26 protein-coding genes and 3 pseudogenes are annotated in these 22,085 nt (G+C 48.5%); 27 read left to right on the top strand and 2 right to left on the bottom strand.

The annotated features are described in order from the left end of the window. Positions 1-72 precede the first annotated feature (72 nt). From H8709_RS10725 to H8709_RS10690, 9 genes and pseudogenes are all read left to right on the top strand, one after another. A pseudogene (locus tag H8709_RS10725) lies at positions 73-897 on the top strand (VirD4-like conjugal transfer protein, CD1115 family); the annotation flags it as partial. A 215-nt stretch (positions 898-1,112) separates the two neighbouring features. Continuing rightward, positions 1,113-1,241 (top strand): annotated as a pseudogene (locus H8709_RS10720) (Maff2 family mobile element protein); the annotation flags it as partial. A 212-nt stretch (positions 1,242-1,453) separates the two neighbouring features. Then, positions 1,454-1,987 (top strand): RNA polymerase sigma factor, encoded by a 534-nt coding sequence (locus tag H8709_RS10715; protein ID WP_117541252.1) that lies wholly within the window; start codon positions 1,454-1,456, stop codon positions 1,985-1,987. Positions 1,988-1,991: 4 nt separating this feature from the next. Next, on the top strand, positions 1,992-2,984 hold the full coding sequence (locus H8709_RS10710; protein WP_262398350.1) for a DUF4367 domain-containing protein: 993 nt from the start codon (positions 1,992-1,994) through the stop codon (positions 2,982-2,984). A 149-nt stretch (positions 2,985-3,133) separates the two neighbouring features. Next, positions 3,134-3,514 (top strand): annotated as a pseudogene (locus H8709_RS10705) (zf-HC2 domain-containing protein); the annotation flags it as partial. A gap of 363 nt (positions 3,515-3,877) precedes the next feature. Continuing rightward, positions 3,878-4,060, top strand: coding sequence for a hypothetical protein (locus tag H8709_RS10700; protein ID WP_262398349.1), 183 nt, complete (start codon positions 3,878-3,880; stop codon positions 4,058-4,060). A 51-nt stretch (positions 4,061-4,111) separates the two neighbouring features. Beyond that, a complete protein-coding gene (locus tag H8709_RS11895) occupies positions 4,112-4,333 on the top strand; it encodes a PF20097 family protein (RefSeq protein WP_117541246.1) in 222 nt (73 codons plus the stop codon). Between the two features lie 229 nt (positions 4,334-4,562). Continuing rightward, on the top strand, positions 4,563-5,021 hold the full coding sequence (locus H8709_RS10695) for an RNA polymerase sigma factor (protein ID WP_449354616.1): 459 nt from the start codon (positions 4,563-4,565) through the stop codon (positions 5,019-5,021). Then, the gene (locus tag H8709_RS10690) at positions 4,999-5,196 is read left to right on the top strand and encodes a helix-turn-helix domain-containing protein (RefSeq protein WP_262398347.1); all 198 of its coding nucleotides are present in this window, start codon (positions 4,999-5,001) and stop codon (positions 5,194-5,196) included. Before H8709_RS10695 ends, H8709_RS10690 begins: the two co-directional genes overlap by 23 nt. A 4-nt stretch (positions 5,197-5,200) precedes the next feature. On the opposite strand, the gene H8709_RS10685 is transcribed toward H8709_RS10690, so the two are convergent. Beyond that, a complete protein-coding gene (locus H8709_RS10685; RefSeq protein ID WP_262398346.1) occupies positions 5,201-5,503 on the bottom strand; it encodes a hypothetical protein in 303 nt (100 codons plus the stop codon). A gap of 111 nt (positions 5,504-5,614) precedes the next feature. On the opposite strand from H8709_RS10685, the gene H8709_RS10680 reads away from it, so the two are divergent. From H8709_RS10680 to H8709_RS10635, 10 genes are all read left to right on the top strand, one after another. Continuing rightward, positions 5,615-6,013, top strand: a complete 399-nt coding sequence (locus H8709_RS10680; RefSeq protein ID WP_040647222.1) for a plasmid mobilization protein — start codon at positions 5,615-5,617, stop codon at positions 6,011-6,013. After that, positions 5,985-7,604, top strand: a complete 1,620-nt coding sequence (locus H8709_RS10675; RefSeq protein WP_262398345.1) for a relaxase/mobilization nuclease domain-containing protein — start codon at positions 5,985-5,987, stop codon at positions 7,602-7,604. The genes H8709_RS10680 and H8709_RS10675 overlap by 29 nt, the downstream gene beginning before the upstream one ends. 174 nt (positions 7,605-7,778) lie before the next feature. Continuing rightward, positions 7,779-7,973 carry a hypothetical protein gene (locus H8709_RS10670; protein ID WP_006573562.1) on the top strand — a complete coding sequence of 65 codons (195 nt, stop codon included), beginning with the start codon at positions 7,779-7,781 and terminating at the stop codon, positions 7,971-7,973. Further along, entirely contained in the window at positions 7,963-8,703 is a 741-nt protein-coding gene (locus H8709_RS10665) for a phage replisome organizer N-terminal domain-containing protein (RefSeq protein WP_117530275.1), read from the top strand. The genes H8709_RS10670 and H8709_RS10665 overlap by 11 nt, the downstream gene beginning before the upstream one ends. Then, positions 8,700-9,539, top strand: coding sequence for an ATP-binding protein (locus tag H8709_RS10660; RefSeq protein ID WP_008402238.1), 840 nt, complete (start codon positions 8,700-8,702; stop codon positions 9,537-9,539). Before H8709_RS10665 ends, H8709_RS10660 begins: the two co-directional genes overlap by 4 nt. Before the next feature lie 12 nt (positions 9,540-9,551). Next, on the top strand, positions 9,552-9,743 hold the full coding sequence (locus H8709_RS10655; protein WP_005946147.1) for a transposon-encoded TnpW family protein: 192 nt from the start codon (positions 9,552-9,554) through the stop codon (positions 9,741-9,743). Positions 9,744-9,877: 134 nt separating this feature from the next. Then, positions 9,878-11,485 carry a recombinase family protein gene (locus H8709_RS10650; RefSeq protein ID WP_117530277.1) on the top strand — a complete coding sequence of 536 codons (1,608 nt, stop codon included), beginning with the start codon at positions 9,878-9,880 and terminating at the stop codon, positions 11,483-11,485. Between the two features lie 190 nt (positions 11,486-11,675). Then, positions 11,676-12,038 (top strand): helix-turn-helix domain-containing protein, encoded by a 363-nt coding sequence (locus H8709_RS10645; protein ID WP_007887891.1) that lies wholly within the window; start codon positions 11,676-11,678, stop codon positions 12,036-12,038. Continuing rightward, positions 11,998-12,375 (top strand): TnpV protein, encoded by a 378-nt coding sequence (locus tag H8709_RS10640; RefSeq protein WP_002584333.1) that lies wholly within the window; start codon positions 11,998-12,000, stop codon positions 12,373-12,375. The genes H8709_RS10645 and H8709_RS10640 overlap by 41 nt, the downstream gene beginning before the upstream one ends. Before the next feature lie 51 nt (positions 12,376-12,426). Then, positions 12,427-12,918, top strand: a complete 492-nt coding sequence (locus H8709_RS10635) for a nucleotidyltransferase domain-containing protein (RefSeq protein ID WP_002584332.1) — start codon at positions 12,427-12,429, stop codon at positions 12,916-12,918. Between the two features lie 118 nt (positions 12,919-13,036). Here H8709_RS10635 and H8709_RS10630 read toward each other — a convergent pair whose 3' ends face one another. Next, complete coding sequence (locus H8709_RS10630; RefSeq protein ID WP_002584331.1) at positions 13,037-13,843, bottom strand: helix-turn-helix domain-containing protein; 807 nt, start codon at positions 13,841-13,843, stop codon at positions 13,037-13,039. Positions 13,844-14,326: 483 nt separating this feature from the next. Between H8709_RS10630 and H8709_RS10625 the strand changes: the two genes are divergently transcribed. The 8 genes from H8709_RS10625 (at position 14,327) to H8709_RS10590 (ending at position 21,902) form a co-directional block, all read left to right on the top strand. Next, complete coding sequence (locus tag H8709_RS10625) at positions 14,327-14,515, top strand: hypothetical protein (protein WP_002584330.1); 189 nt, start codon at positions 14,327-14,329, stop codon at positions 14,513-14,515. Beyond that, positions 14,512-14,853 (top strand): DeoR family transcriptional regulator, encoded by a 342-nt coding sequence (locus H8709_RS10620; RefSeq protein WP_002584329.1) that lies wholly within the window; start codon positions 14,512-14,514, stop codon positions 14,851-14,853. The genes H8709_RS10625 and H8709_RS10620 overlap by 4 nt, the downstream gene beginning before the upstream one ends. Then, complete coding sequence (locus tag H8709_RS10615; protein WP_002584328.1) at positions 14,846-15,142, top strand: DUF3847 domain-containing protein; 297 nt, start codon at positions 14,846-14,848, stop codon at positions 15,140-15,142. Before H8709_RS10620 ends, H8709_RS10615 begins: the two co-directional genes overlap by 8 nt. A gap of 746 nt (positions 15,143-15,888) precedes the next feature. Beyond that, the gene (locus H8709_RS10610) at positions 15,889-17,349 is read left to right on the top strand and encodes an Lsa family ABC-F type ribosomal protection protein (RefSeq protein ID WP_002584327.1); all 1,461 of its coding nucleotides are present in this window, start codon (positions 15,889-15,891) and stop codon (positions 17,347-17,349) included. A 214-nt stretch (positions 17,350-17,563) separates the two neighbouring features. Further along, entirely contained in the window at positions 17,564-18,109 is a 546-nt protein-coding gene (locus H8709_RS10605) for an AAA family ATPase (RefSeq protein WP_002584326.1), read from the top strand. A gap of 196 nt (positions 18,110-18,305) precedes the next feature. Beyond that, entirely contained in the window at positions 18,306-19,886 is a 1,581-nt protein-coding gene (gene mobQ / locus H8709_RS10600; protein ID WP_002584325.1) for a MobQ family relaxase, read from the top strand. 65 nt (positions 19,887-19,951) lie between these two features. Next, a complete protein-coding gene (locus tag H8709_RS10595) occupies positions 19,952-20,596 on the top strand; it encodes a CHC2 zinc finger domain-containing protein (protein WP_002584324.1) in 645 nt (214 codons plus the stop codon). Then, positions 20,565-21,902: a virulence-associated E family protein gene (locus tag H8709_RS10590; protein ID WP_002584323.1), complete on the top strand. Its 1,338-nt coding sequence runs from the start codon at positions 20,565-20,567 to the stop codon at positions 21,900-21,902. The genes H8709_RS10595 and H8709_RS10590 overlap by 32 nt, the downstream gene beginning before the upstream one ends. Positions 21,903-22,085 lie beyond the last annotated feature (183 nt).

Below are 22,085 nucleotides of genomic sequence, written 5' to 3'. Positions count from 1 at the left end.
GTGTCAGGAGCTAAAATCTGCTTCTGGCACTTTTTTGTGGCTTTTTTGTGAATTTGATTAAAAAGTCCTTGACAATTTGTCTCTGGCAAAACCGCAAAATCCATCCTGATTTCCTGCGGTGCGCGCCTTGCCGTGTTCGACATCGCGGAGCTGCGGGAGGTCACGGCCTACGACGAGCTGGAGCTGGATACCCTGGGAGACCGGAAAACCGCCTTGTTCTTGATTATGAGCGACACGGACGATAGCTTTAACTTCCTGATCTCCATGTGCTACACCCAGCTGTTCAATCTGCTCTGCGAAAAAGCGGACGATGTGTACGGCGGGCGGCTGCCGGTCCATGTGCGGTGCCTCATTGACGAGGCCGCCAATATTGGACAGATCCCTCGGCTGGAAAAGCTGGTTGCCACCATCCGAAGCCGTGAGATTTCCGCCTGCCTGGTGCTGCAAGCACAGTCCCAGCTCAAAGCTATCTACAAGGACAACGCCGATACCATCATCGGCAACATGGATACCTCCATCTTCCTGGGCGGCAAAGAGCCGACAACCCTCAAGGAGCTGGCCGCCGTGCTGGGCAAGGAGACCATCGACACCTACAACACCGGCGAGAGCCGGGGCCGCGAGACATCCCATTCTCTTAACTACCAAAAGCTCGGCAAAGAGCTTATGAGCCAGGATGAACTGGCCGTCATGGACGGCGGCAAGTGTATCCTCCAGCTGCGCGGTGTGCGGCCTTTCCTCTCGGACAAGTACGACATCACCAAGCACCCCAATTACCCGTACACCGCCGACGCGGACCCCAAGAACGCCTTTGACATCGAGGCGTTCCTGTCCACCCGGCTCAAGCTCAAGCCCAACGAGGTCTACGATGTGTATGAAGTAGACGCAGAGGGCGTGTAAATCTGTTCCGCTGTGAAAGGAGTGATCTTATCTACCCGCCTCAACCGCCCCGGATGGGGCCATCGGCGTACAAAGCGGACAATCACCAAAAAATAATGAAAAAAGGAGGACAGCCGGAATCAGGCCCCGGAAACCGGGTGCCGATTGTTCCGGCTTTTGTATGCCTATGAATGACTAAATCAAACTTTTCAAATGATTCCGGCTAACTATAATTTATGGCATTTTTCAATCAGGCTATCACCGTTCTTCAGACCCTCGTTATCGCTCTGGGCGCTGGTCTCGGCATCTGGGGTGTCATCAACCTGCTGGAAGGTTACGGCAACGACAACCCCGGTGCGAATGCTCATGTACGGTAGAGAAGCACAAAGCAAAACAAGGATAGCTAGCCCTGCCACTATTCCGAAGCAAGGCAACCACAAGGCATTTCCACCTCTTTTCCGTAGGATTATTCTGTGGTATAATTTGAAATATCGTGCCGTGAGAAAAACACTTGTGTAAGTGCGTTTTCCTGCCCGATAAAGATAGGCTACAACGAATTACCCACGAGGAACCTATTATGATGATACTCCTATTTGGCGTTTTGAATGATGAACAGCGGGCGCTGGTAGAGCGGATATTCCATGAGCATCGTGTACACTTCCAGCGCATTTCTTTCAAAATCGTAAAATCAGAAGAAGCCGCAGAAGATGTTGTGTCCACCGCATTTGTAAAGATTATGGACAACATCGAAAAAATTTCTGAATTAACCTGTCCCCAAATGACCGCTTTCTGCGTTACCATAGTGAAAAACGCTTCCATTGATGTGCTGCGTCATTCCCAGCAGAGCGTTCACCTTGACCGCTGGGACTGCGTTTCGGATGAAAGCTCCGATGACCTCGCAGACGAGTGTATTCACAATGCCGATGTGCGTAAGCTGACCGAGTTGATAGACCGGCTCGACCCTGATGATCGGCGCTTTGTCTATCTTCGGTACGCCGAGGAAATGGGACACAAAGAGATCGGAGAGCTACTGAACATTTCAGAGGATGCCGCTAAAAAACGCGGACAGCGGCTCGTCAAGAAGCTCAGAAAACTGTATGAGGGAGGGTAAAACTATGGATATGAGTTGGCAGGCTTTGCTTCAAGAAGCGGCGGCGACCAGCTTTGAAAAGACCGCAGACACCCTCGCGGCTGCTGAGAATGACAACTGCGCTTGTATTGATTTGCACCAACAACAGATCCATGAGTTGAGCAAGAAAATCTTGTTGCTGCCCCATCAGGGGCGCGTCCTGCTGTTGAGCAGATATTGTTTCCGCTTATCCCCGGAGGAGACAGAAATGTTTTTCCATCTGGAAAATGCCAAGGGGCGCTTTCGCTTCTACAAAGAACTGCTATCTTCAAGTATGGGCGTTGAGGCAGGCTGTATGATTCCCGATGATACTTTCGTGAAAGCCTGTCATATTGCCTTAAAGGGCTATTTGCACAACGAACTTGAAGAAGATGCGGATGATGAGGCGGCAGGAAACAACCGGACACATATTGCGTTCAGAAAGGTTTGGAAAACCGTTGCGGTTGCGGCCATCACTTTGACCTTGCTATTCTCGACCTGCATGGTGGCAAATGCCCAATTCCGGGAAAGAGTCATTTCGTGGGTAATCGAAACCTTTGAAAAATACAGTATTTTTGAATTGCACGGTGACGAGCTGGACGAGCCGCAGGACTTGACCGAGTATCAGGCTGGCTATCTCCCGGACGGAGCAATTCTGCAAGATACGACTAAGCAGCCGAATACGGAACCGGGGATTGTTCTCTATAAATATGCCATCAACGAAGCCGAGAGCTTTGAAATTATGATTACCCAGTCAGACAATCTGGTTTATTTCGATACCGAAAATACAAAGATAGAGCCGTTTGATAAAGGCGGGGTGACGGGCTACTTCTTCCAGAAAGATGGTATGAGCTATATCTGCTTTGAGCGGGACGGCTGCTTCTCTCGGTTTACGGCTCTATTGATACGGACGAGCTGGCAAAGATCGCCGCAAGCATTACGAAAAAATAATTCAAAAAATATTGTCCCCTTTTTCCTCCTTGTGCGTTATATTGGATGAAACCCCAATGACAAACAAGGAGGATTTCATTTATGAAAAGGAAAGTGACTATAATCAAATACAAAAAGGAGAATGAAATGAAGAAGATAACCGCCTTAATCTTTGCGCTGATCCTAACGCTGGGGCTTGTTGGCTGTAACGGAAAAACGGTCAATATCGACTTCCCGTTTGAGGTTGAAGATGTCGAAAGCGTTGAAATGTACCACTACGACGGAGTGCCCGCATCAGCAGAAAAGAAAGTAGTCGTTGCTGAAAGTGATATAAAGACCCTGTATGATATGTTCAAGGGCTTATCCCTAAAAGACAAAACGGCTGAGGAAACTGCTGGAGCGGATGTGACCAGCTTTAGATTTAACCTTTCAGACGGGACAAGTTACGATTTGATTTACGCCTGCTATGGAGCTAAAAACGGCAATTTGAAATCAGAATCAGGCGATTTTGAGTATTTCACGAGTGCGGATATTGGCTCTTATTGGAACAATTTGAATAACGAACTTGAAGCAACTCCCGTCAATGAGAGTGAACTGCCAGGAGAAGAAAGCACTTCTCAAAATGATACTCTACAAATTGGGATACGCAAGGCAACCGCAGGCGTATATGATGAAGAAGGCTTAAAATTCACATGGAGCGTTGAAAATATCGGCGATTATTCGGTGAGCTTTGATAAGAATATGATTGCCCAAATTGTTCTCAACGGAGAGGATTACGCCTTTGAAACCGAAGCCGTTACATTAGAGCCGGGTGAAGCCTATTCCGTCGATATTAGTATCCCGTATCCTGTTGCACGGCAGAACGGAACAAATAATGTGAAAATCACAGCAACAACGGGTGATACAACGGCAACCTATAAAGAGTCGTTTACTCATTGATGAAAGTAAAAAGGAGATATTATTATGTACATCACATCTATTGTTTTTACGCTGATAGCGTGGGGAGCCGGACTGCTTCTGGATGCAAATATTCATTTCGGTGATCCGCAAGGCTTTTTGTGCTTGCGGGTGCTGCTGCCCGTTTTGGCTATGGGACTTTGCCTGTTGCGGGCAATGAAAGAGAATAAGCGCGACGGAGATAAATGAAACAGAACGCGTGCGATTTACGCCTTTGAAAGATGGAAGGGGAAAGAGTTTATGAAGTGTCCTTATTGTGAAAAAGAAATGACATTGGGTTATATCCAATGTCGGGATGGCGTGTATTGGACATTGAAGAAGCAGCTTGTTGCATCACTTTCTTCTTTGGGCAAGGGAAGCACTTGCCTTTCCAATGGCGCAGCGGATAATTCCAACACCGTATTTGCGTTCAAGTGCGAAGATTGCAAAAAAATCATTATTGACTATTCGAGTGAAAGATAACTGTTCAGCGTATAAATCCGAACACATGAAACCGCCATTCGATGACGATTTTGCGTGCTAAAATCAACAGAACAGATAGCAAACCCAGCCGAGCCTGTCAACGGTCAAGATGAACGGCGCAAAAGCGCCGCCGTTGACAGCCCCGCCCGTCTTTGCTGTTCGGTAATCAAGAGGGCGACAGCACAAAATGCTGCCGCCCTCTGCCATTATTCAGAAAGGGGGATTTTCCATGACCGAACACGAAAAGTATCAAGAACATATCCAGCATACACACGATGTTTTTTGCAAGACCGTCATTCGCTATGCTGCCATAGACGCAGCCCGGAGCATACGCAGCCGCCGCAAACGGGAAATCTCGCTTGAATATCTGATAGAAGAAAAACACTATCCATTCAGCACCACAGATAAATACTTTGCGGAGCAATCCGGCATGACCAGCTATCCGCTTTTCGTCTGTGGTCAGATGGTGCTTTTGGAAAGTCCAGAGCTTGCCGCAGCCCTGTCCGCATTATCACGGATGGAGCAGGAAATCATTTTCCTGTACTACTTCCAACGATTGACGCATAGGGAGATTGGACGGAGATATGGACGGGCTGGCAACACAACCGGGCGGCGTATTCAGACGATTTTACGGCGGCTACGGGCAGAGTTGGAGGGTTTGTCCTATGAGCCAGCTACTTCCCTATGAAACAATCGTTAAGGCAAGCGAGGGTGACCCGGAAGCTGTTGCCGCCGTCCTATCCCATTATGCCGGATATATCCGCTCTTGTGCGAAAATAGACGGACATATTAACACAGATATGCAGGAGCATATCGTCAGGAAACTGATAGAAAGCCTGTTGAAGTTCCGCTTTGACCGCTGACAATTTAATACCGCCGCCCATCACAGCGGCATATAAGCAGTAAATCTTGAAAAAGGTTTGCTGCTTTTTTTGCGCCCATTTTCAAAAATCTTTGGCAAACCACACCGCTGGATTGTTGTAGGGAGCAGACAGGGAAAATAAAAAATTTTCCGCTGTGTTTGCCAAAACGCACCCTTTTCACCGTTGTAGTGGTGAACAGCGGGCAGAACACGCCGCCGCAATCGCTATATTGGTGGAGCAAGCCAGTATATCCGCAAACCAGAGCCGCCGAGGAAAGCGGTAGTTTTTTAGAGCAAGATTCTACCACGGTGCCAAAATCCGCATATCTGCGGTTTTGCCCCTTTGGTAAATCTTGTTGGGGAGTGCCTTCCCCAAACCCTGCTCATGCGCCCTGTCGGGCGAGAAAGGAGGTCAACGCTTGAAGAAAAAATACAACACACCCCACCGCTGCCATGTGGTCAAAACCCGCATGACCGAGGAAGAATACGCCGACTTTACCGAGCGGCTGAAACACTATGACATGAGCCAAGCCGAATTTATCCGGCAAGCCATTACACGGGCGACCATTCGCCCCATCGTTACCGTTTCCCCGGTCAATGATGAACTGTTGTCCGCCGTTGGCAGGCTGACCGCCGAATACGGAAAAATCGGCGGCAACCTCAATCAGATCGCCCGCGCCCTCAACGAGTACGGCACACCATACAACGCCCTGTCCGTTGAAGTCCGCGCCGCCATTTCTGACCTTGCTGCCTTGAAGTTTGAAGTCCTGCGAAAGGTAGGTGACGCTGTTGGCAACATTCAAACATATCAGCTCTAAAAATGCGGATTATGGCGCAGCCGAGCAGTACCTCACCTTTGAACATGACGAGTTTACCATGAAGCCCACCCTTGATGAAAACGGGCGGCTCATGCTCAGGGAGGACTATCGAATAGCCACGCTGAACTGCGGCGACGAGGATTTTGCCGTTGCCTGTATGCGCTCCAATCTCCGCTATGGGAAGAACCAGAAGCGGGAAGATGTAAAAAGCCACCACTACATTATCAGCTTTGACCCACGGGACGCGGTGGACAACGGTTTGACCGTAGACCGGGCGCAGGCGTTGGGCGAGGAATTTTGCCGGAAGCAGTTTCCCGGACACCAAGCCATTGTCTGCACCCACCCGGACGGACACAACCACAGCGGCAATATCCATGTGCATATCGTTATCAATTCTCTGCGGATAGAGGAAGTTCCGTTCCTGCCTTACATGGACAGACCGGCAGACACCCGCACCGGGTGCAAACACCGCTGCACAGACGCGGCGATGGAATACTTCAAAGCCGAAGTCATGGAGCTGTGCCACCGGGAAAATCTCTATCAAATCGACCTTTTGCATGGCAGCAAAAACCGCATTACCGAGCGTGAGTATTGGGCGCAGCGGAAAGGGCAGGCAAAGCTGGACAAGGAAGCTGCCGCCTTGCCAGCCGAGGAGCAGACAGCCAAGCCCACGAAGTTTGAAACAGACAAGGAAAAATTGCGGCAGACCATACGCACCGCGCTGTCCTCTGCCGCAAGCTATGGCGAGTTCGCCGCCGTTCTCTTGCAACAGGGCGTGACTGTCAAGGAGAGCCGAGGGCGGCTATCCTACCTCACGCCGGACAGGACAAAGCCCATTACCGCCCGCAAGCTGGGAGATGATTTTGACCGCGCTGCCGTTCTTGCCCTTTTGGAACAGAACGCCCACAGAGCCGCCGAGCAGACCGCAACCGTACCCGAATACCCCCGCAACATAAGGGAGCGTTTGCAGGGCAAAAAAGCTGTCCAAACCACCCCGGAAAAGGACGGTATTCAGCGCATGGTTGACCGGGCAGCGAAGCGAGCGGAGGGAAAGGGCGCGGGCTATGATTGCTGGGCGGCAGTCCACAATCTGAAACAAATGGCGGCTACCGTTGCCGCCTACGGGCAGTACGGCTATTCGCCGGAGGAGCTGGACGCAGCCCTTGTATCCGCCAATGCGGATTTACAGGACAGCACCGCCAAGCTGAAAGCCCTGGACGCTGCTATCCGGGAGAAAAAGGAGCTTCAGACACAGGTGCTTGCCTATGCCAAGACCAAGCCTGCCCGTGACGGTCTGAAAGCGCAGAAAACGGAAAAAGCCCGCAGCGCCTACCGGGAACGGCACGAAAGCGATTTTATCATAGCGGACGCAGCCACCCGTTATTTTCGGGCGCATGGCGTTTCCAAGCTGCCAAGCCATAAAGCCCTGCAAGCGGAAATCGAGCGGCTTACCGCCGAAAAGAACGCCCATTACAACGAATACCGGGAGAAAAAAGCCCGTGTCAAGGAGCTGCATACCGTGAAAAGCAATCTTTCTCAAATCCTGCAAGGAGAGAAAGACAGAGAGAAAAAGCACGAACATGAGCGTTAAAAACCGCCCCGAAACGATACCAAAACGGGGATATGCCCTGCACCCTATCCGCAATACTGCCCACCTTTGAAACGGGGTGCACAGCGCAGGAAATCCCCGAAAATGACACCGAGAAACTACATTTTTACCGACCTATCCGCTTATACCAGCGGAAACGGCAGAAAGGAGCGAGAAATGCCACGCATGAGCAAAAAGCGGCGGTTGGAATGGAGCTTTTTCCTCAACCACCGAAACCGTATTACCTACAATGACCTTTGCCGGGGCTGCACACACGGCTGCAAGCAGAGCTTCCGGGCGATTATCGTCCTCTGCCCCCGGTATTTCTCTAAGAGATGGAAACACAGGGAGGACACCGCCAATGGCAGATAACCGCAAATATTACTACCTCAAACTGAAAGAAAACTTCTTCGACAGCGATTCCATTGTGCTGTTGGAGGACATGAAAGACGGGATTTTGTATTCCAATATCCTCTTGAAGCTGTACTTAAAATCGTTGAAAAATGGCGGCAGATTGCAGCTTGACGAGCATATCCCCTATACCGCCCAGATGATAGCCACGCTGACCCGTCACCAAATCGGGACGGTGGAACGGGCATTAGCCATCTTCCAGCAGTTAGGGCTTGTGGAGCAGCTTGACTGCGGGCTGCTTTATATGACCGACATCGAGCTGATGATCGGTCAATCCTCTACCGAAGCGGAACGGAAACGCGCCGCAAGGCTTGAAAATAAGGCACTTTTGCCGCCGCGGACAAATGGCGGACATTTGTCCGACATTCGTCCACCAGAGATAGAGATAAAGAAAGAGATAGATATAGAGTTAGAAAAAGAGGGAGAGTTAAAGGGACAAGCCCCCGCCCGCAGCTATGGCAGATATGAGAATGTATTTCTGACTGATACGGAGCTTTCCGAACTGCAAGCGGAGCTGCCCGAAAAATGGGCGTACTACATTGAGCGGCTTTCCGGCTATATCGCGTCCACGGGCAAGAAATATAAAAACCACGCCGCCACTATCCGCAGATGGGCGGCAGACGATACCGCAAAGGCTGCCCCGAAACAGGGCATACCCGAATACACCTGCAAGGAGGGCGAGAGCTTATGAGTAATCTGTTTACAGAACGAGTTTTGAATATGGCGGCTGTTACCCCACAGCCGGAGGACTACACGGGCGAGGACGGACTGCTTTACTGCGGCAAGTGTCACACTCCGAAAGAAGCCTACTTCCCGGAAAAGCAAGCCGCCCTGTTTGGGCGTGACCGCCACCCGGCAGAATGTGACTGCCAGAAAGCCCAGCGTTTGGAGCGTGAAGCCGCCGAGCAGCGCAGAAAGCACCTTGATACCGTGGAGGACTTGAAGCGCCGGGGATTTACCAATCCCACCATGCAGGAATGGACTTTTGCCAATGACAACGGGAAATGCCCGCAAATGGAGATTGCACACTTCTATGTGGAGCATTGGGAAATCATGCGCGAGGAAAATATCGGCTATCTGCTATGGGGCAAGGTCGGCACAGGAAAAAGCTATTTTGCCGGGTGTATCGCTAATGCCCTCATGGAGCAGGAAGTCGCTGTCCGCATGACGAACTTCTCTGCGATTTTGAATGACCTGACCGCCAGCTTTGAGGGGCGCAACGAGTATATCGAGCGTCTTTGCCGCTTTCCTCTGCTTATCATTGATGATTTTGGAATGGAGCGCGGCACAGAGTACGGTTTAGAACAGGTCTACAATGTGATTGACAGCCGCTACCGCAGCCGCAAGCCCTTAATCGTTACCACCAATCTGACATTGGACAGCCTGCAAAATCCGCTGGACACCGCCCATGCCCGGATTTATGACCGCCTTTTGGAAATGTGCGCCCCTATCCTCTTTACGGGAGAGAACTTCCGCCGTGAAACGGCGCAAGCCAAGCTGAACAGACTAAAAGAATTGATGAAATGAAAGGAGTTGCCTATGGCAGAGAACAAGCAGAACACCACCCCGGAACGCCGCCCGGACTGCGTGACAGAGATCCGCATGGGCAACACCGTCCTTGTCGTTTCCGGCTTTTTCAAAAAAGATACCACCGACACCGCAGCCGATAAGATGATGAAAGTGCTGGAGGCGGAAGCCGCCGCAGGACACAAAGCCCAGCTTTCGCCCTAACGCTACAAGCCGCACAGAAAAATCGTCATTTTACCGGGCGGTAAAGAAGCAGAAGCCGCTATACAGACAGCCGCCCCATGTGGTATAATCGAAATACGGAATAGTGGGGCTGGCTGTCGGAAACGGAGGATTTTATGTTAAGACAGACCACCCAGAAAATCACCGCCCTTTATCCAAGACTATCCCATGAGGACGAGCTGCAAGGCGAAAGTAATTCCATTTCCAACCAGAAGCGTATCCTTGAAACCTACGCAAAGCAGAACGGCTTTTCCAATCTGCGCTGGTACACGGACGATGGCTATTCTGGTGCGAACTTCCAAAGACCGGGCTTTCAATCCATGCTTGCGGACATTGAAGCCGGGAAAGTGGCTACCGTTATCGTAAAGGATATGTCACGGTTAGGGCGAAACTACCTGCAGGTGGGAATGTATACCGAGATGATTTTCCCACAAAAAGGCGTCCGCTTTATCGCCATCAACGATGGAGTAGACAGCGCACAGGGCGACAATGATTTTGCCCCTCTGCGGAACATTTTCAACGAATGGCTGGTGAGAGATACGAGTAAGAAAATCAAAGCTGTAAAACGGTCAAAAGGCATGAGCGGCAAGCCTGTTACGAGCAAACCCGTGTACGGCTACCTCATGGACGAGGACGAAAACTTCATCATTGACGAGGAAGCCGCACCCGTGGTCAAGCAGATATACCGTCTGTGCCTTGCCGGGAACGGTCCGACCAAGATAGCCCGTATGCTGACCGAGCAGGAAATCCCAACGCCGGGAACGCTGGAATACCGCAGGACGGGTAGCACACGCCGCTATCACCCCGGCTATGAGTGCAAATGGGCGACAAATACCGTGGTGCATATCCTTGAAAACCGGGAGTACATGGGCTGTTTGGTGAACTTCAAGACGGAGAAACCGTCCTACAAGACCAAGCACAGCATAGAAAATCCCATTGAGAAACAGGCAATTTTCGAGAACCACCATGAGCCTATCATCGACACCCAGACATGGGAGCGTGTGCAGGAATTACGCAAACAGCGCAAGCGACCGAACCGCTATGATGAAGTGGGCTTGTTCTCTGGTATGCTCTTTTGCGCGGACTGCGGCAGCGTCATGTATCAGCAGCGTTACCAGACCGATAAGCGGAAACAGGACTGCTATATCTGCGGGAACTACAAGAAGCGCACCCATGACTGCACCGCACATTTTATCCGCACCGACCTTTTGACTGCGGGCGTTCTCTCCAATCTACGGAAAGTGACGAACTATGCGGCAAAGCATGAAGCCCGGTTTATGAAGCTGCTGATCGAGCAGAACGAGGACGGCGGCAAACGCCGGAACGCCGCCAAGAAAAAGGAACTGGAAGCTGCCGAAAAGCGTATCGGTGAACTTTCCGCTATTTTCAAGCGGCTGTATGAGGACAGCGTAAGCGGTCGCATTTCTGACGAGCGTTTCACGGAGCTTTCGGCAGACTATGAAGCCGAACAGCAGGAATTGAAAGAGCGTGTTGCCAGAATACAGGCGGAGCTTTCCAAAGCACAGGACGCTACCGTAAACGCAGAAAAGTTTATGAACATTGTCCGCAAGCACATGAACTTTGAAGAACTGACCCACACCCTCTTGCGTGAGTTTGTAGAGAAAATCGTTGTGCATGAGTGCAGCTACGATGAAAACGGGACACGCAGACAGGATATTGAGATTTACTATTCTTTCGTCGGCAAAGTGGACTTGCCCGAATGACCGCCCGCCCTATCCGATACCAAAGGCAAGTATTGGATAGGAACGGCAAAATTTTTTACACTTCTATTACTTCTTTATCACACATAAGCAAAGTCCCAGGGCATGAAGCAGTTCATGGCTAATTAAAGGGAACAAAAAGAAAGGAAAAGCCAATCCAGACGGTATCAGCGGCAGGCTACAAGAATAAATTGTGATTTCACAAGATTGGTGCTATAATAAGAGAAAAGTTCCTGCCGGGGCAGCCGCTCCGGTGGTATGGATAGAAAGGCAGGAAAACAATATGCACATCAGCTATAAACCACTCTGGCACACACTGTTAGAGCGTGATATGAGAAAAGAGGATTTAAGGCTTGCCGCTGGTATGACAACAAATATGATTGCCAACATGAGCAAAGAGGGAAAGCACATCAGCATGGATACATTAGCCCGTATCTGCGAAACGCTGAATTGTGAGATTACCGATGTGATTGAGTTAGTACCAGACGAGCCTGCTTCCACAGGAGGTAAGGAACATGAGCGAATTGAAACCAAGAATAAAAGAAAACGGAATTGATTATATCCTTGTTGGAGATTACTACATCCCGGACTTGAAGTTGCCGGAGGAACACCGCCCCATCGGAAAGTACGGACGGATGCACCGGGAATATTTAAGAGAAGTCTGCCCAGCCAGATTACACACATTGACCCTGACCGGGGAATTGTGGACATATCTTGCAGACCTGAACGAACAGGCACAGAAACGGTTAGACACCATCATGGAGCAGATGAAAGCTGCCGAGGGCGTGACCGAGGAATTGAAGCGTACCCGTCAAATGGAATGGGTGCAGCGTTGCAATAACATTCACAACCGGGCAGAAGAAATTGTTTTACATGAGATGATTTATTCATAACGGTATGGTAGAATGATTATTACAAATTAGAAGTTGTAAAGGAGACTTTGTATGGGTAGAAAAGAAATAACAACAAAAGAAGATTTAATGAAAGTAATAGAATTATTCGAAAATACTGGAATTACATACTGGTTGGATGGCGGATGGGGTGTAGATATTTTAGCTGGTAAACAAACAAGAATTCATAGAGATATAGATATAAATTTTGATGCTCAACATACGGAAAAATTGTTAAATGTGCTTTTGAATCTGGGCTATAAAATTGATACAGACTGGAAACCGGTTAGAATAGAGTTATATAGTGATGAACTTGGTTACTTAGACATTCACCCGTTCGTTTTAAGTGAGGACGGAACTTCAAAACAAGCTGATTTAGAGGGTGGCTGGTATGAGTTTGAAAAAGATTACTTTGGTAGTGCTTTTTTTGAAGGAAAAACAATTCCTTGTATATCCTTAAAAGGCCAAAGAGTTTTCCATTCAGGTTATGAATTAAGAGATAAAGATAAGCATGATATTTCAATTCTTGAAAGTTTATCAAAATAACATTGCTGTAATTTCTAAGATAAATTCCACTTTATCGCTTTGAAATTTTAACTGAATAAGTATAGCACCAACCGCTGCTACATGGAAGCAAACACAACCATGCAACAGCGGTTTTTCTTTACCGTTTTTTCCTTTGACTGATAGGAGTTCCTGTTTTCTTTGATTTTTGTAGAATCCGAATGAGCCAGCGAAATTCTTCGTCTGACAGATTTTTATAGTTGATGCCGAGCTGCTTGCAGTAAAGGACAACCAGCTTTTCATCCCGACTGCCCTTGAAATTTTCAACCGCTTCCAAATTTTCTTTCAATTCATCGGCAACGGTGGTCTGGGGCGCACTCTCGCTGTCCTTTTTGTGGGCTTCCCGAATATCCCGGATAATGAGATTGAGGTCATCAAGAACCATGTGGCTGAAATATTCATCATCGCTGATATGGGCGGCTTGCAGCACTTTCAAATGCGGGTCGTCTTCGCCGGGGCGATACCGTTCAATGATTTCATGCCGGACAGTATCGACAAGGGCGTTGAGGTTTTGAATCTGCATGGTGGCAATCCCATCTACATAAATCTCAATGTCCGCAAGAAACTTGATAAAGTCCTTATGAGTGGCAAGCTCACAGAGCAGACGGTTGTTAATCCGACCGCCTTTCAGAAGTGCCACCATCTCATCATTCAAATGCAGCTCTGTTAGTGGCGTGTTGATCTGCTCCCGGTTCTCTGTCCGGCACAGCAGATAATCAACGGAAACCCCATAGAAGTCTGCCAGCGTGATAAGGTTGCCATGATTGATTTCCTTATAATCCTCTTTTTCATAACTGCCAAGAGCTGATTTGGAAATGCCCGTCAGCTCTGATAATTCTTCCAGATTTAAGCCTTTGTCCTTGCGGAGTTCCCAAAGGCGTTCCTGTATGCTTGTCGCTCCTTTCATGGGCGCACGCTCCTTTCCGGCGGTTTCATTACTGCCGCTTAACTGGATTATATCATACTTTCCGCAATCGTGGAAATTTCTGATTTTTACCCTTAATTCCTACTTTGTGGACATACGGCACAGGGCACAAAAATGTTCTATGATACAGGTAGTTCATCGATGGATTATTCCAATCGAATGACCAGCCTGTGTGGGATATGCTTCCCCGGCGATGTAGCGCCATGACTTTTGGCAGGGATATGGAGGAACCCTGACCGAAACGAGCGTACCAAAGGGAGCAATACGCCGCTGTGAGATTCAGGGGAGGAACGACACCGGGGAGAACTGGCGAACTGATACCGAAATGATACCGAAACACGACAATCTGATAGGGGGATAGTCTACCCTATTGCTGATACTTCTGGAGATTTTAGACGGCTCTATGACCGTAATTTTGCCGAAAATCGCCCCGAAACTATACACTAAAACGGGAGGAAACGCAATATGCCGAGAATGAGCAAAAAGAGGAAGCATGAGCTTTCTTTTTACCTCAATGACCGGGGGCGTGTCACTTACAACGAATTATGCCGGAAATGCAAGCATGGGTGCAAGCAGAGCTTCCGGGCGGTTGTGGTTGACTGCCCCCGTTATTTATCCAAAAGAGCAAAGAAAAAGGAGGAACACACCGAATGAATTTTGAATTTATGACGATAGGCACACCGTTGCCGCCCTGTATGCCCTTTCCCAGAGCGTTGACAGGATTTCCAGTCAGCAGCACCGCAAAGGTCATGTACTGCCGGATGTTGGACGCTATGCTATCCAACGGACAGGAGGACGAGAACGGAATCCTGTTTATCTGCTTCCCTGTCACAGCCATTGCCGCAGTCCTGTCCCGCAGCCCCATGACGGTCAAGCGTTCTCTGAATGAACTGGAAACCGCCGGACTGATCATGCGAGTGCGTCAGGGCGTTGGAGAACCAAACAGGATTTATGTGCTGATACCGGGAAAGGAGGACGCTGCCCTTGCCTGATACCTCAAAGCTGGAAAAGCTCAACCGAGAGTTGGAAAAGAGTGAAAAGAAACTGCGGAAAGCCATCAATGATGAAAAGGCATTGCAGCACCAGCTAAAGCAGCTTACCCGAAAAGAACGGACACACCGGCTCTGTACTCGTGGCGGTATGCTGGAAAGTTTTCTGCAAGAGCCGGAACGCCTGACAGATGATGATGTCATGCTGTTGTTGACACTCATTTTTCACAGGCAGGACACGCAGGAACTATTGAAGAAACTGCTGGAACGTGAGAAGCCGGAAACCCCTTAGTTTACTAAGGGCGCAATTATACACCACCCAGAGGTTGGTGCATTGCGTTCTCCGAAGGCTCCTCGCCGGGGGGCTGTGATTTTCCGCAGTCATGGTCTGCTCCAAATCAAACAGGGGACGCTACGCTTCCCCTGCGCTGGCTGCCGCCAGCTACCCTTTTGTGGACTTGCCATCTGGGGAGACCTTGCGCTGCAAGCTGTTCCCAGCCGACAAGTTTCATAAAATATGCTATCTTTTCGATAGGCAATAAAGTATAATAAAGTCAGCAATAAATCGGAATTTTACGGTCAGTAAGGAATGCGTAAAGTTATATGATTGTATTATAAGCGATTTGTTAAATTTTTATAACCACTTGTATTTGCCTGCGATTTATGGTATAATATTTTGAAATTTAGAAAGAGGTGGGAAGATGATTAACTTTTCTTGCAAATAAAATCAAAATATGCGGTAGTGCTATACTTTGGCATTATTGTGTCTATTGCAAGAAAGTTATATGTCTATCTTACTCAATATAGTGCTGTTGCCACTTTTGCTTAGTGGTGTTATTTTATGCTATGACGAGCTGCAAGGATAAACTTTCTTGTGGCTCTTATTTTGTTTTGGAGGTGCTTTATGAATAGTGCAGAACAGATAGTTACACATGATTCACTCCGTATAGTGTCGGTTCCTTTTGGTGAAATCTATACGTAGTAAACATTCACCGAACCGACTTTGTATCGTATGACATGCAAAGGAGGATAATATTTATGTCAATGATTAAAATTGAAAACCTTACGTTTTCATATCCGACAAGTTATGATAATGTTTTTGAAAATGTCAGTTTCCAGGTTGATACCGATTGGAAGCTTGGTTTTGTGGGCAGAAACGGACGAGGTAAAACAACCTTTCTGAATCTTCTGCTTGGGAAATATGAGTATAGTGGAAAAATCCTATCATCCGTACAGTTTGATTATTTTCCTTATCCCGTTTCAGATAAGAATCGTATTACAGAGGATATATTGCAGGAGATTTGCCCACTTGCGGAAGAATGGGAACTTATGCGAGAACTTTCTTATCTTGATGTTGATGTCGATGTGCTTTGGCGACCTTTTGAAACACTTTCCAACGGAGAGCAGACAAAGGTTTTGATTGCCGCTCTTTTTCTTAATGAAGGGCATTTCCTACTGATTGATGAACCTACCAACCATTTGGATGCCAAAGCGAGAAAAAGTGTGGCGGCATATCTGAAAAAGAAAAAGGGATTCATCTTAGTTTCTCACGATCGTCGCTTTCTTGACGATTGTGTTGACTATATTCTATCGATTAACCGAGCGAATATCGAAGTGCAAAGAGGAAACTTTTCATCATGGATGTCAAATTTTGAGCGACAGCAAGAATTTGAACTGGCTCAGAACGAACGTTTGCAAAAGGACATCAGACGATTACAGCAGTCGGCAAAACGCGCTGCAGTATGGTCTGAACGTGTAGAAGCTTCCAAAATTGGGGCAGCAGATAAAGGTTATGTCGGTCATAAAGCCGCCAAAATGATGAAGCGTTCAAAATCTATAGAAGCGAGACAACAACAGACAATCGAACAAAAATCAGCATTGCTGAAAAATATGGAAACCGCAGAAGCCCTCAAGATACAACCGCTTAATTACCATACAGATTTGCTTGCATCATTATCGAATGTAGTAGTTTATTATGATGGCATTTCAGTTTGTGAACCCGTTTCGTTTGAAATAAGACAGGGAGAACGCATTGTGCTTGATGGAAAGAACGGCAGTGGCAAAAGTAGCCTGTTAAAGTTGGTAGTCGGGCAGTCCATAGATTATACGGGTACAGTAACACTTGGCTCTGGGCTTGTAATTTCTTATGTGCCACAGGATACATCGTATTTATGTGGAACCCTTTCCGAGTTTGCAGAAGAAAACAACCTTGATGAAAGTTTGTTCAAGGCAATTCTTAGGAAAATGGACTTTGAGCGTGTACAGTTTGAAAAGGATATTAAAGACTTTTCTGGCGGGCAAAAGAAGAAAGTCCTAATTGCGAAAAGCCTTTGTGAAAAGGCACACTTGTATGTATGGGATGAACCGCTCAACTTTATTGATGTGTACTCACGTATGCAGATTGAACAACTCATAACGGAGTTTGCCCCGACCATGCTCCTGGTAGAACATGACAGTGTTTTTCGAGATACTGTGGCAAGTAAAATTGTGAATATCTAAATTGGTTCTTCCGCAATTTTACGTTTTTCGCTTTAATAAAAATGGAGAATGCTGATTTACACTGGCATTCCAGTATTGAAAAATTACAAAATACGGATAATTGCGTAAGAACCTCTAAATTAAAATAATTGTATGGGTTAATTCCAGCTTTACAGAGACTCAAATTCCAGTTTGTAGAATTAAGAAAATCGTAATTTGTGGAGGTAAAATATAGATGAATCAAGGTAGAATTATTGTAATCACAGGTGCGCCGGGGACAGGAAAAACTACAACGGCATCTGCTGTTGCAAAAGAATCAGATTTGGAAAAGTCTGTGCATATGCACACAGATGACTTTTATCATTATTTGAGTAAAGGGGCAATACCACCGCATTTGCCGGAATCAAATGAGCAAAATTTGATTGTCATTGAAGCGTTTTTAGAAGCTGCGAAGCGATATGCTCGTGGTGGATATGATGTAATTGTTGACGGTATTATCGGACCGTGGTTTTTAAAGCCGTGGCAAAGTCTTGTTCGGGAACATTATGAGGTGCATTATATTATTTTAAGGGCAAGTAAGGAAGAAACCTTGAAGCGAGCTGTTGAACGCTCAAAGTTAGACCGAAAGACAAATATCGAATTGGTAGAAACCATGTGGGAGCAATTTTGCAATCTGGGAATATATGAATCGAATGTTATAGATACGACCACTTATTCCATTCAAGAAACTGTTTCCGCAGTACAAGAAAAAATCGCAAGTAGGGCAGCGTTGTTGTCTTAGATTGTTTTGGTGCAATTCCAGTTTGTTAGCTTTACATCGGGTCAACTTGTCCCGAACTTTTACAACTAAATACCCGCCGCTCACACAGTGGCACACCGAGCAGGAAATCTGAAAAAGGTCTCCTGCTTTTTTTCTGCCCAAAATGAGGTGGTAAAACGCCACCCCATCCACCAATTAGCGAAAGGAGGGACACGAAATGCCTTGTCCACACAACGAAATCACGATTGTTCAGCGCAGCCAGCGGCAGTCTGCGGTTGCCGCCGCTGCTTACCAAAGCGGCGAAAAGCTGTTCTGTGAATACGACCAGCAAGTAAAGCACTACCCGGAAAAGCGTGGTATCGTCCACAATGAAATCCTGCTCCCGGCAAATGCTCCACAGGAATATGCAGACCGCAATACTTTATGGAATGCCGCCGAAGCGGTGGAAAAGCAATGGAACTCCCAGCTTGCAAGGCGGTGGGTGCTTACCATTCCCAGAGAGATACCGCCCGACCAGTACGCTGTCCTTGTACGGGAGTTTTGTGAACAGCAGTTTGTTTCCAAAGGCATGATTGCTGATTTTGCCATCCATGACCCCCATCCGCCGGGACACAATCCCCACGCCCATGTCCTGCTGACCATGCGGGCAATGGATGAACATGGAAAATGGCTTCCCAAGAGCCGCAAGGTTTATGACCTTGACGAGAATGGGGAACGGATAAAGCTGCCGTCCGGCAGGTGGAAAAGCCACAAGGAGGATACGGTGGACTGGAACGACCAGAAGTATTGTGAAATCTGGCGGCATGAATGGGAGGTTATCCAGAACCGCTATCTGGACGCCAATGACCGCCCGGAGCGTGTGGACTTGCGTTCCTATGCCAGACAGGGGCTTGATATAGTCCCCACTGTCCATGAGGGGACTGCTGTCCGGCAGATGGAAAAGCGAGGTATCCAGACGAATATCGGCAACCTGAACCGGGAAATCAGAGCCGCCAACCGCCTGATGAAGTCCATCCGGCAGCTTATCCAAAACCTCAAAGGCTGGATTACCGAGCTGGGAGAAAAACGGAAGGAGCTGCTTGCACAAAAGGCGGCGGAGGAAGCGACACTTCTTCCCAATCTGCTGATGAAGTATATGGAGATACGAAAGGAAGAACGGAAGGACTGGACAAGGGCTGGACAGAACCGGGGAACTTCACAGGACTTAAAGGCAGTCAGCGAAGCCCTGTCCTATCTCCGGCAAAAGGGGCTTTCCACTGTGGAGGACTTAGAAGCGTTTCTGGAATCTTCCGGGAAATCAGCCGCAGATTACCGCAATCAGATGAAGCCAAAGGAAGCCCGGAGCAAAGTGATTGACGGGATTCTTGCCAGCCGGACAGACTGCAAGGAATGTAAGGCTGTCTATGAGAAGTACCAGAAGATATTTTTTAAGAAAATAAAGGGGAAATTCAAACAGGAACACCCGGAGGTTGCCCGGTATGAGAAAGCCGCTGACTACCTTGCCAAGCACCCGGACGATAAGGATAAAACGAAAAATGAGTTGCAACAGGAGCAGGAAACGCTTCTCAGCGAAATCGCAGAGCTGAAAGTACCACTGACCGAGGTACAGGAGGATTTGAAGAAGCTGCGGGACATCCGCTACTGGGTACGGAAAGCCACACCCGGCACAGAGGAAAGCAAAGAGCCGCCCAAGAAGCAGCCCATCAAAGAAGTCTTGCAGGATAAGACTGACGAGAAAAAAGCACAAAGAACCGCCCCGGCACAGGAGAAACACAGACAACAGGATATGGAACTTTAACAGGCACTTGCCATTTTCAATTAGAGAATGTCAGGTGCTTTTCTTATTTTCAAGGAGGGATAGATTTGAATGTATTCGAAGCTGTGAAGCAGTCCGTCACAACAAGACAGGCTGCGGAGTATTATGGAATCCATGTAGGTCGGAACGGGATGGCTTGCTGCCCGTTCCATAACGATAAAACCCCAAGCATGAAGCTGGATCGGCGTTACCATTGCTTCGGCTGCGGTGCGGATGGGGATGTGATTGATTTTGCCGCCGCCCTGTATGGGCTGGGAAAGAAAGAAGCCGCCGTACAGCTGGCACAGGACTTCGGGCTTTCCTATGAGGACTGGAAACCGCCGGGAAAGGTAAAAAAGCCCAAGACCCGGCAGAAATCCCCGGAGGAACAGTTTCAGGAAGCAAAGAATCGCTGCTTCCGTATTCTTGCCGATTATCTCCATCTGCTGATGGCATGGAGAACGGACTACGCCCCGCACTCCCCGGAGGAAGCCTTTCATCCCCGGTTTGTGGAAGCCTTACAGAAGCAAGCCCAAGTGGAATATCTGCTGGATGTGCTGCTGTTCGGGGAAACAGAGGAAAAAGCGGATTTGATTACGGACTACGGAAAGGATGTGATACAGCTTGAACAGCGAATGGCAGAACTTGCAGCCGCAGACGCAGCAAGAACTAAAAAACACTATGAACGCCATGCAGCCGCCCCAGAGCGTTGAGGAAATCAAGGCGGGGCTGGAAACCACCGAGAAAGGCGGTGTCCGTCAGAGCATACGGAACTGCCTGACCGTATTCCAACGTGACCCTCTGCTTTCAGGGGCTATCGCATACAACATCCTGACTGACCGCAAGGACATCATAAAGCCCATCGGTTTTCACAGAGAAAGCACCGCCCTGAACGATACGGACATGAAGTATCTGCTTCTTTATCTGGAAGAAACCTACGGGCTTACCAATGAGAAAAAGATTGATAACGCCATCGGGATTGTGGCGAATGAAAACAAGTACCATCCCATCCGGGACTATCTCAATACCCTTGTGTGGGACGGGACAGAGCGAATCCGCTTCTGCCTGCGGCACTTTCTGGGGGCTGACGCAGACGATTACACCTATGAAGCGTTGAAGCTGTTCCTGCTGGGTGCAATCTCACGAGCCTTTCAGCCGGGGTGCAAGTTTGAAATCATGCTCTGTCTGGTAGGCGGTCAGGGGGCTGGAAAGTCCACCTTCTTCCGGCTGCTGGCAGTCCGGGACGAGTGGTTCTCCGATGATTTGCGGAAGCTGGACGATGACAATGTGTACCGCAAGCTGCAAGGTCACTGGATTATTGAAATGTCGGAAATGATGGCAACCGCCAACGCCAAGAGCATTGAGGAAATCAAGTCATTTTTAAGCCGGCAGAAAGAGGTCTACAAGATACCTTATGAAACCCACCCGGCAGACCGCCCCCGTCAGTGCGTGTTTGGCGGCACTTCCAATGCCCTTGACTTCCTGCCCCTTGACCGTTCCGGCAACCGCCGCTTTATCCCGGTCATGGTGTACCCGGAGCAGGCGGAAGTTCACATTTTGGAGGATGAAGCCGCTTCCAGAGCCTATATCGGGCAGATGTGGGCGGAAGCGATGGAGATTTATAAAAGCGGCAGGTTCAAGCTGGCTTTCAGCCCCGCCATGCAGCGGTATCTCAAAGAACACCAGCGGGATTTTATGCCGGAGGACACCAAAGCCGGGATGATACAGGCGTATCTTGATAAATACACCGGGAGCATGGTCTGCTCCAAGCAGCTCTATAAGGAAGCCTTGAACCATGCTTTTGACGAGCCGAAGCAATGGGAAATCCGGGAAATCAACGAGATTATGAACCAGTGCATTTCCAGCTGGCGGTACTTCCCAAACCCAAGAATGTTTTCCGAATATGGCAGACAAAAGGGCTGGGAGCGTGAAAACCCGGCAACGGACTCCGGCAACCCGTCTGAAAAAACGATGGACGGTTTTGTGGAGGTCACAGAACAGATGGAGCTTCCATTCTGAAAAGGACAGCCCGTTGCACCCCCTGTTGTTATCCCGTTGCCGAGCCGGTTGCCGGGAAAAACCCCTTATTTCCGGGCTTTTCTCCCTTATAACAACCAAAACAACAAAAAAATAAAAGAAAAGTATAAATAGTAACCATCGCCAGATTGAGATTGTTTGCAAGGTCTTTTGAAGTCCGTTGCC

The sequence above is a fragment of the Zongyangia hominis genome, from assembly GCF_014385095.1.
In the GTDB taxonomy this organism is placed as follows: Bacteria; Bacillota; Clostridia; order Oscillospirales; family Ruminococcaceae; genus Zongyangia; species Zongyangia hominis.
Note: the sequence above shows the minus strand (reverse complement) of the source record. Positions and strands in the feature narration are given on the sequence as shown.

Coding starts and splice junctions, on each gene's coding strand:
- H8709_RS10635 (WP_002584332.1), top strand. CDS start 12,427: ATGGGTAGAAAAGAAATAACAACAAAAGAAGATTTAATGAAAGTAATA.
- H8709_RS10640 (WP_002584333.1), top strand. CDS start 11,998: ATGAGCGAATTGAAACCAAGAATAAAAGAAAACGGAATTGATTATATC.
- mobQ (WP_002584325.1), top strand. CDS start 18,306: ATGCCTTGTCCACACAACGAAATCACGATTGTTCAGCGCAGCCAGCGG.
- H8709_RS11895 (WP_117541246.1), top strand. CDS start 4,112: ATGAAGTGTCCTTATTGTGAAAAAGAAATGACATTGGGTTATATCCAA.
- H8709_RS10590 (WP_002584323.1), top strand. CDS start 20,565: ATGAACGCCATGCAGCCGCCCCAGAGCGTTGAGGAAATCAAGGCGGGG.
- H8709_RS10670 (WP_006573562.1), top strand. CDS start 7,779: ATGCCACGCATGAGCAAAAAGCGGCGGTTGGAATGGAGCTTTTTCCTC.
- H8709_RS10690 (WP_262398347.1), top strand. CDS start 4,999: ATGAGCCAGCTACTTCCCTATGAAACAATCGTTAAGGCAAGCGAGGGT.
- H8709_RS10610 (WP_002584327.1), top strand. CDS start 15,889: ATGTCAATGATTAAAATTGAAAACCTTACGTTTTCATATCCGACAAGT.
- H8709_RS10620 (WP_002584329.1), top strand. CDS start 14,512: ATGAATTTTGAATTTATGACGATAGGCACACCGTTGCCGCCCTGTATG.
- H8709_RS10660 (WP_008402238.1), top strand. CDS start 8,700: ATGAGTAATCTGTTTACAGAACGAGTTTTGAATATGGCGGCTGTTACC.
- H8709_RS10630 (WP_002584331.1), bottom strand. CDS start 13,843: ATGAAAGGAGCGACAAGCATACAGGAACGCCTTTGGGAACTCCGCAAG.
- H8709_RS10650 (WP_117530277.1), top strand. CDS start 9,878: ATGTTAAGACAGACCACCCAGAAAATCACCGCCCTTTATCCAAGACTA.
- H8709_RS10665 (WP_117530275.1), top strand. CDS start 7,963: ATGGCAGATAACCGCAAATATTACTACCTCAAACTGAAAGAAAACTTC.
- H8709_RS10625 (WP_002584330.1), top strand. CDS start 14,327: ATGCCGAGAATGAGCAAAAAGAGGAAGCATGAGCTTTCTTTTTACCTC.
- H8709_RS10695 (WP_449354616.1), top strand. CDS start 4,563: ATGACCGAACACGAAAAGTATCAAGAACATATCCAGCATACACACGAT.
- H8709_RS10700 (WP_262398349.1), top strand. CDS start 3,878: ATGTACATCACATCTATTGTTTTTACGCTGATAGCGTGGGGAGCCGGA.
- H8709_RS10605 (WP_002584326.1), top strand. CDS start 17,564: ATGAATCAAGGTAGAATTATTGTAATCACAGGTGCGCCGGGGACAGGA.
- H8709_RS10655 (WP_005946147.1), top strand. CDS start 9,552: ATGGCAGAGAACAAGCAGAACACCACCCCGGAACGCCGCCCGGACTGC.
- H8709_RS10715 (WP_117541252.1), top strand. CDS start 1,454: ATGATGATACTCCTATTTGGCGTTTTGAATGATGAACAGCGGGCGCTG.
- H8709_RS10710 (WP_262398350.1), top strand. CDS start 1,992: ATGGATATGAGTTGGCAGGCTTTGCTTCAAGAAGCGGCGGCGACCAGC.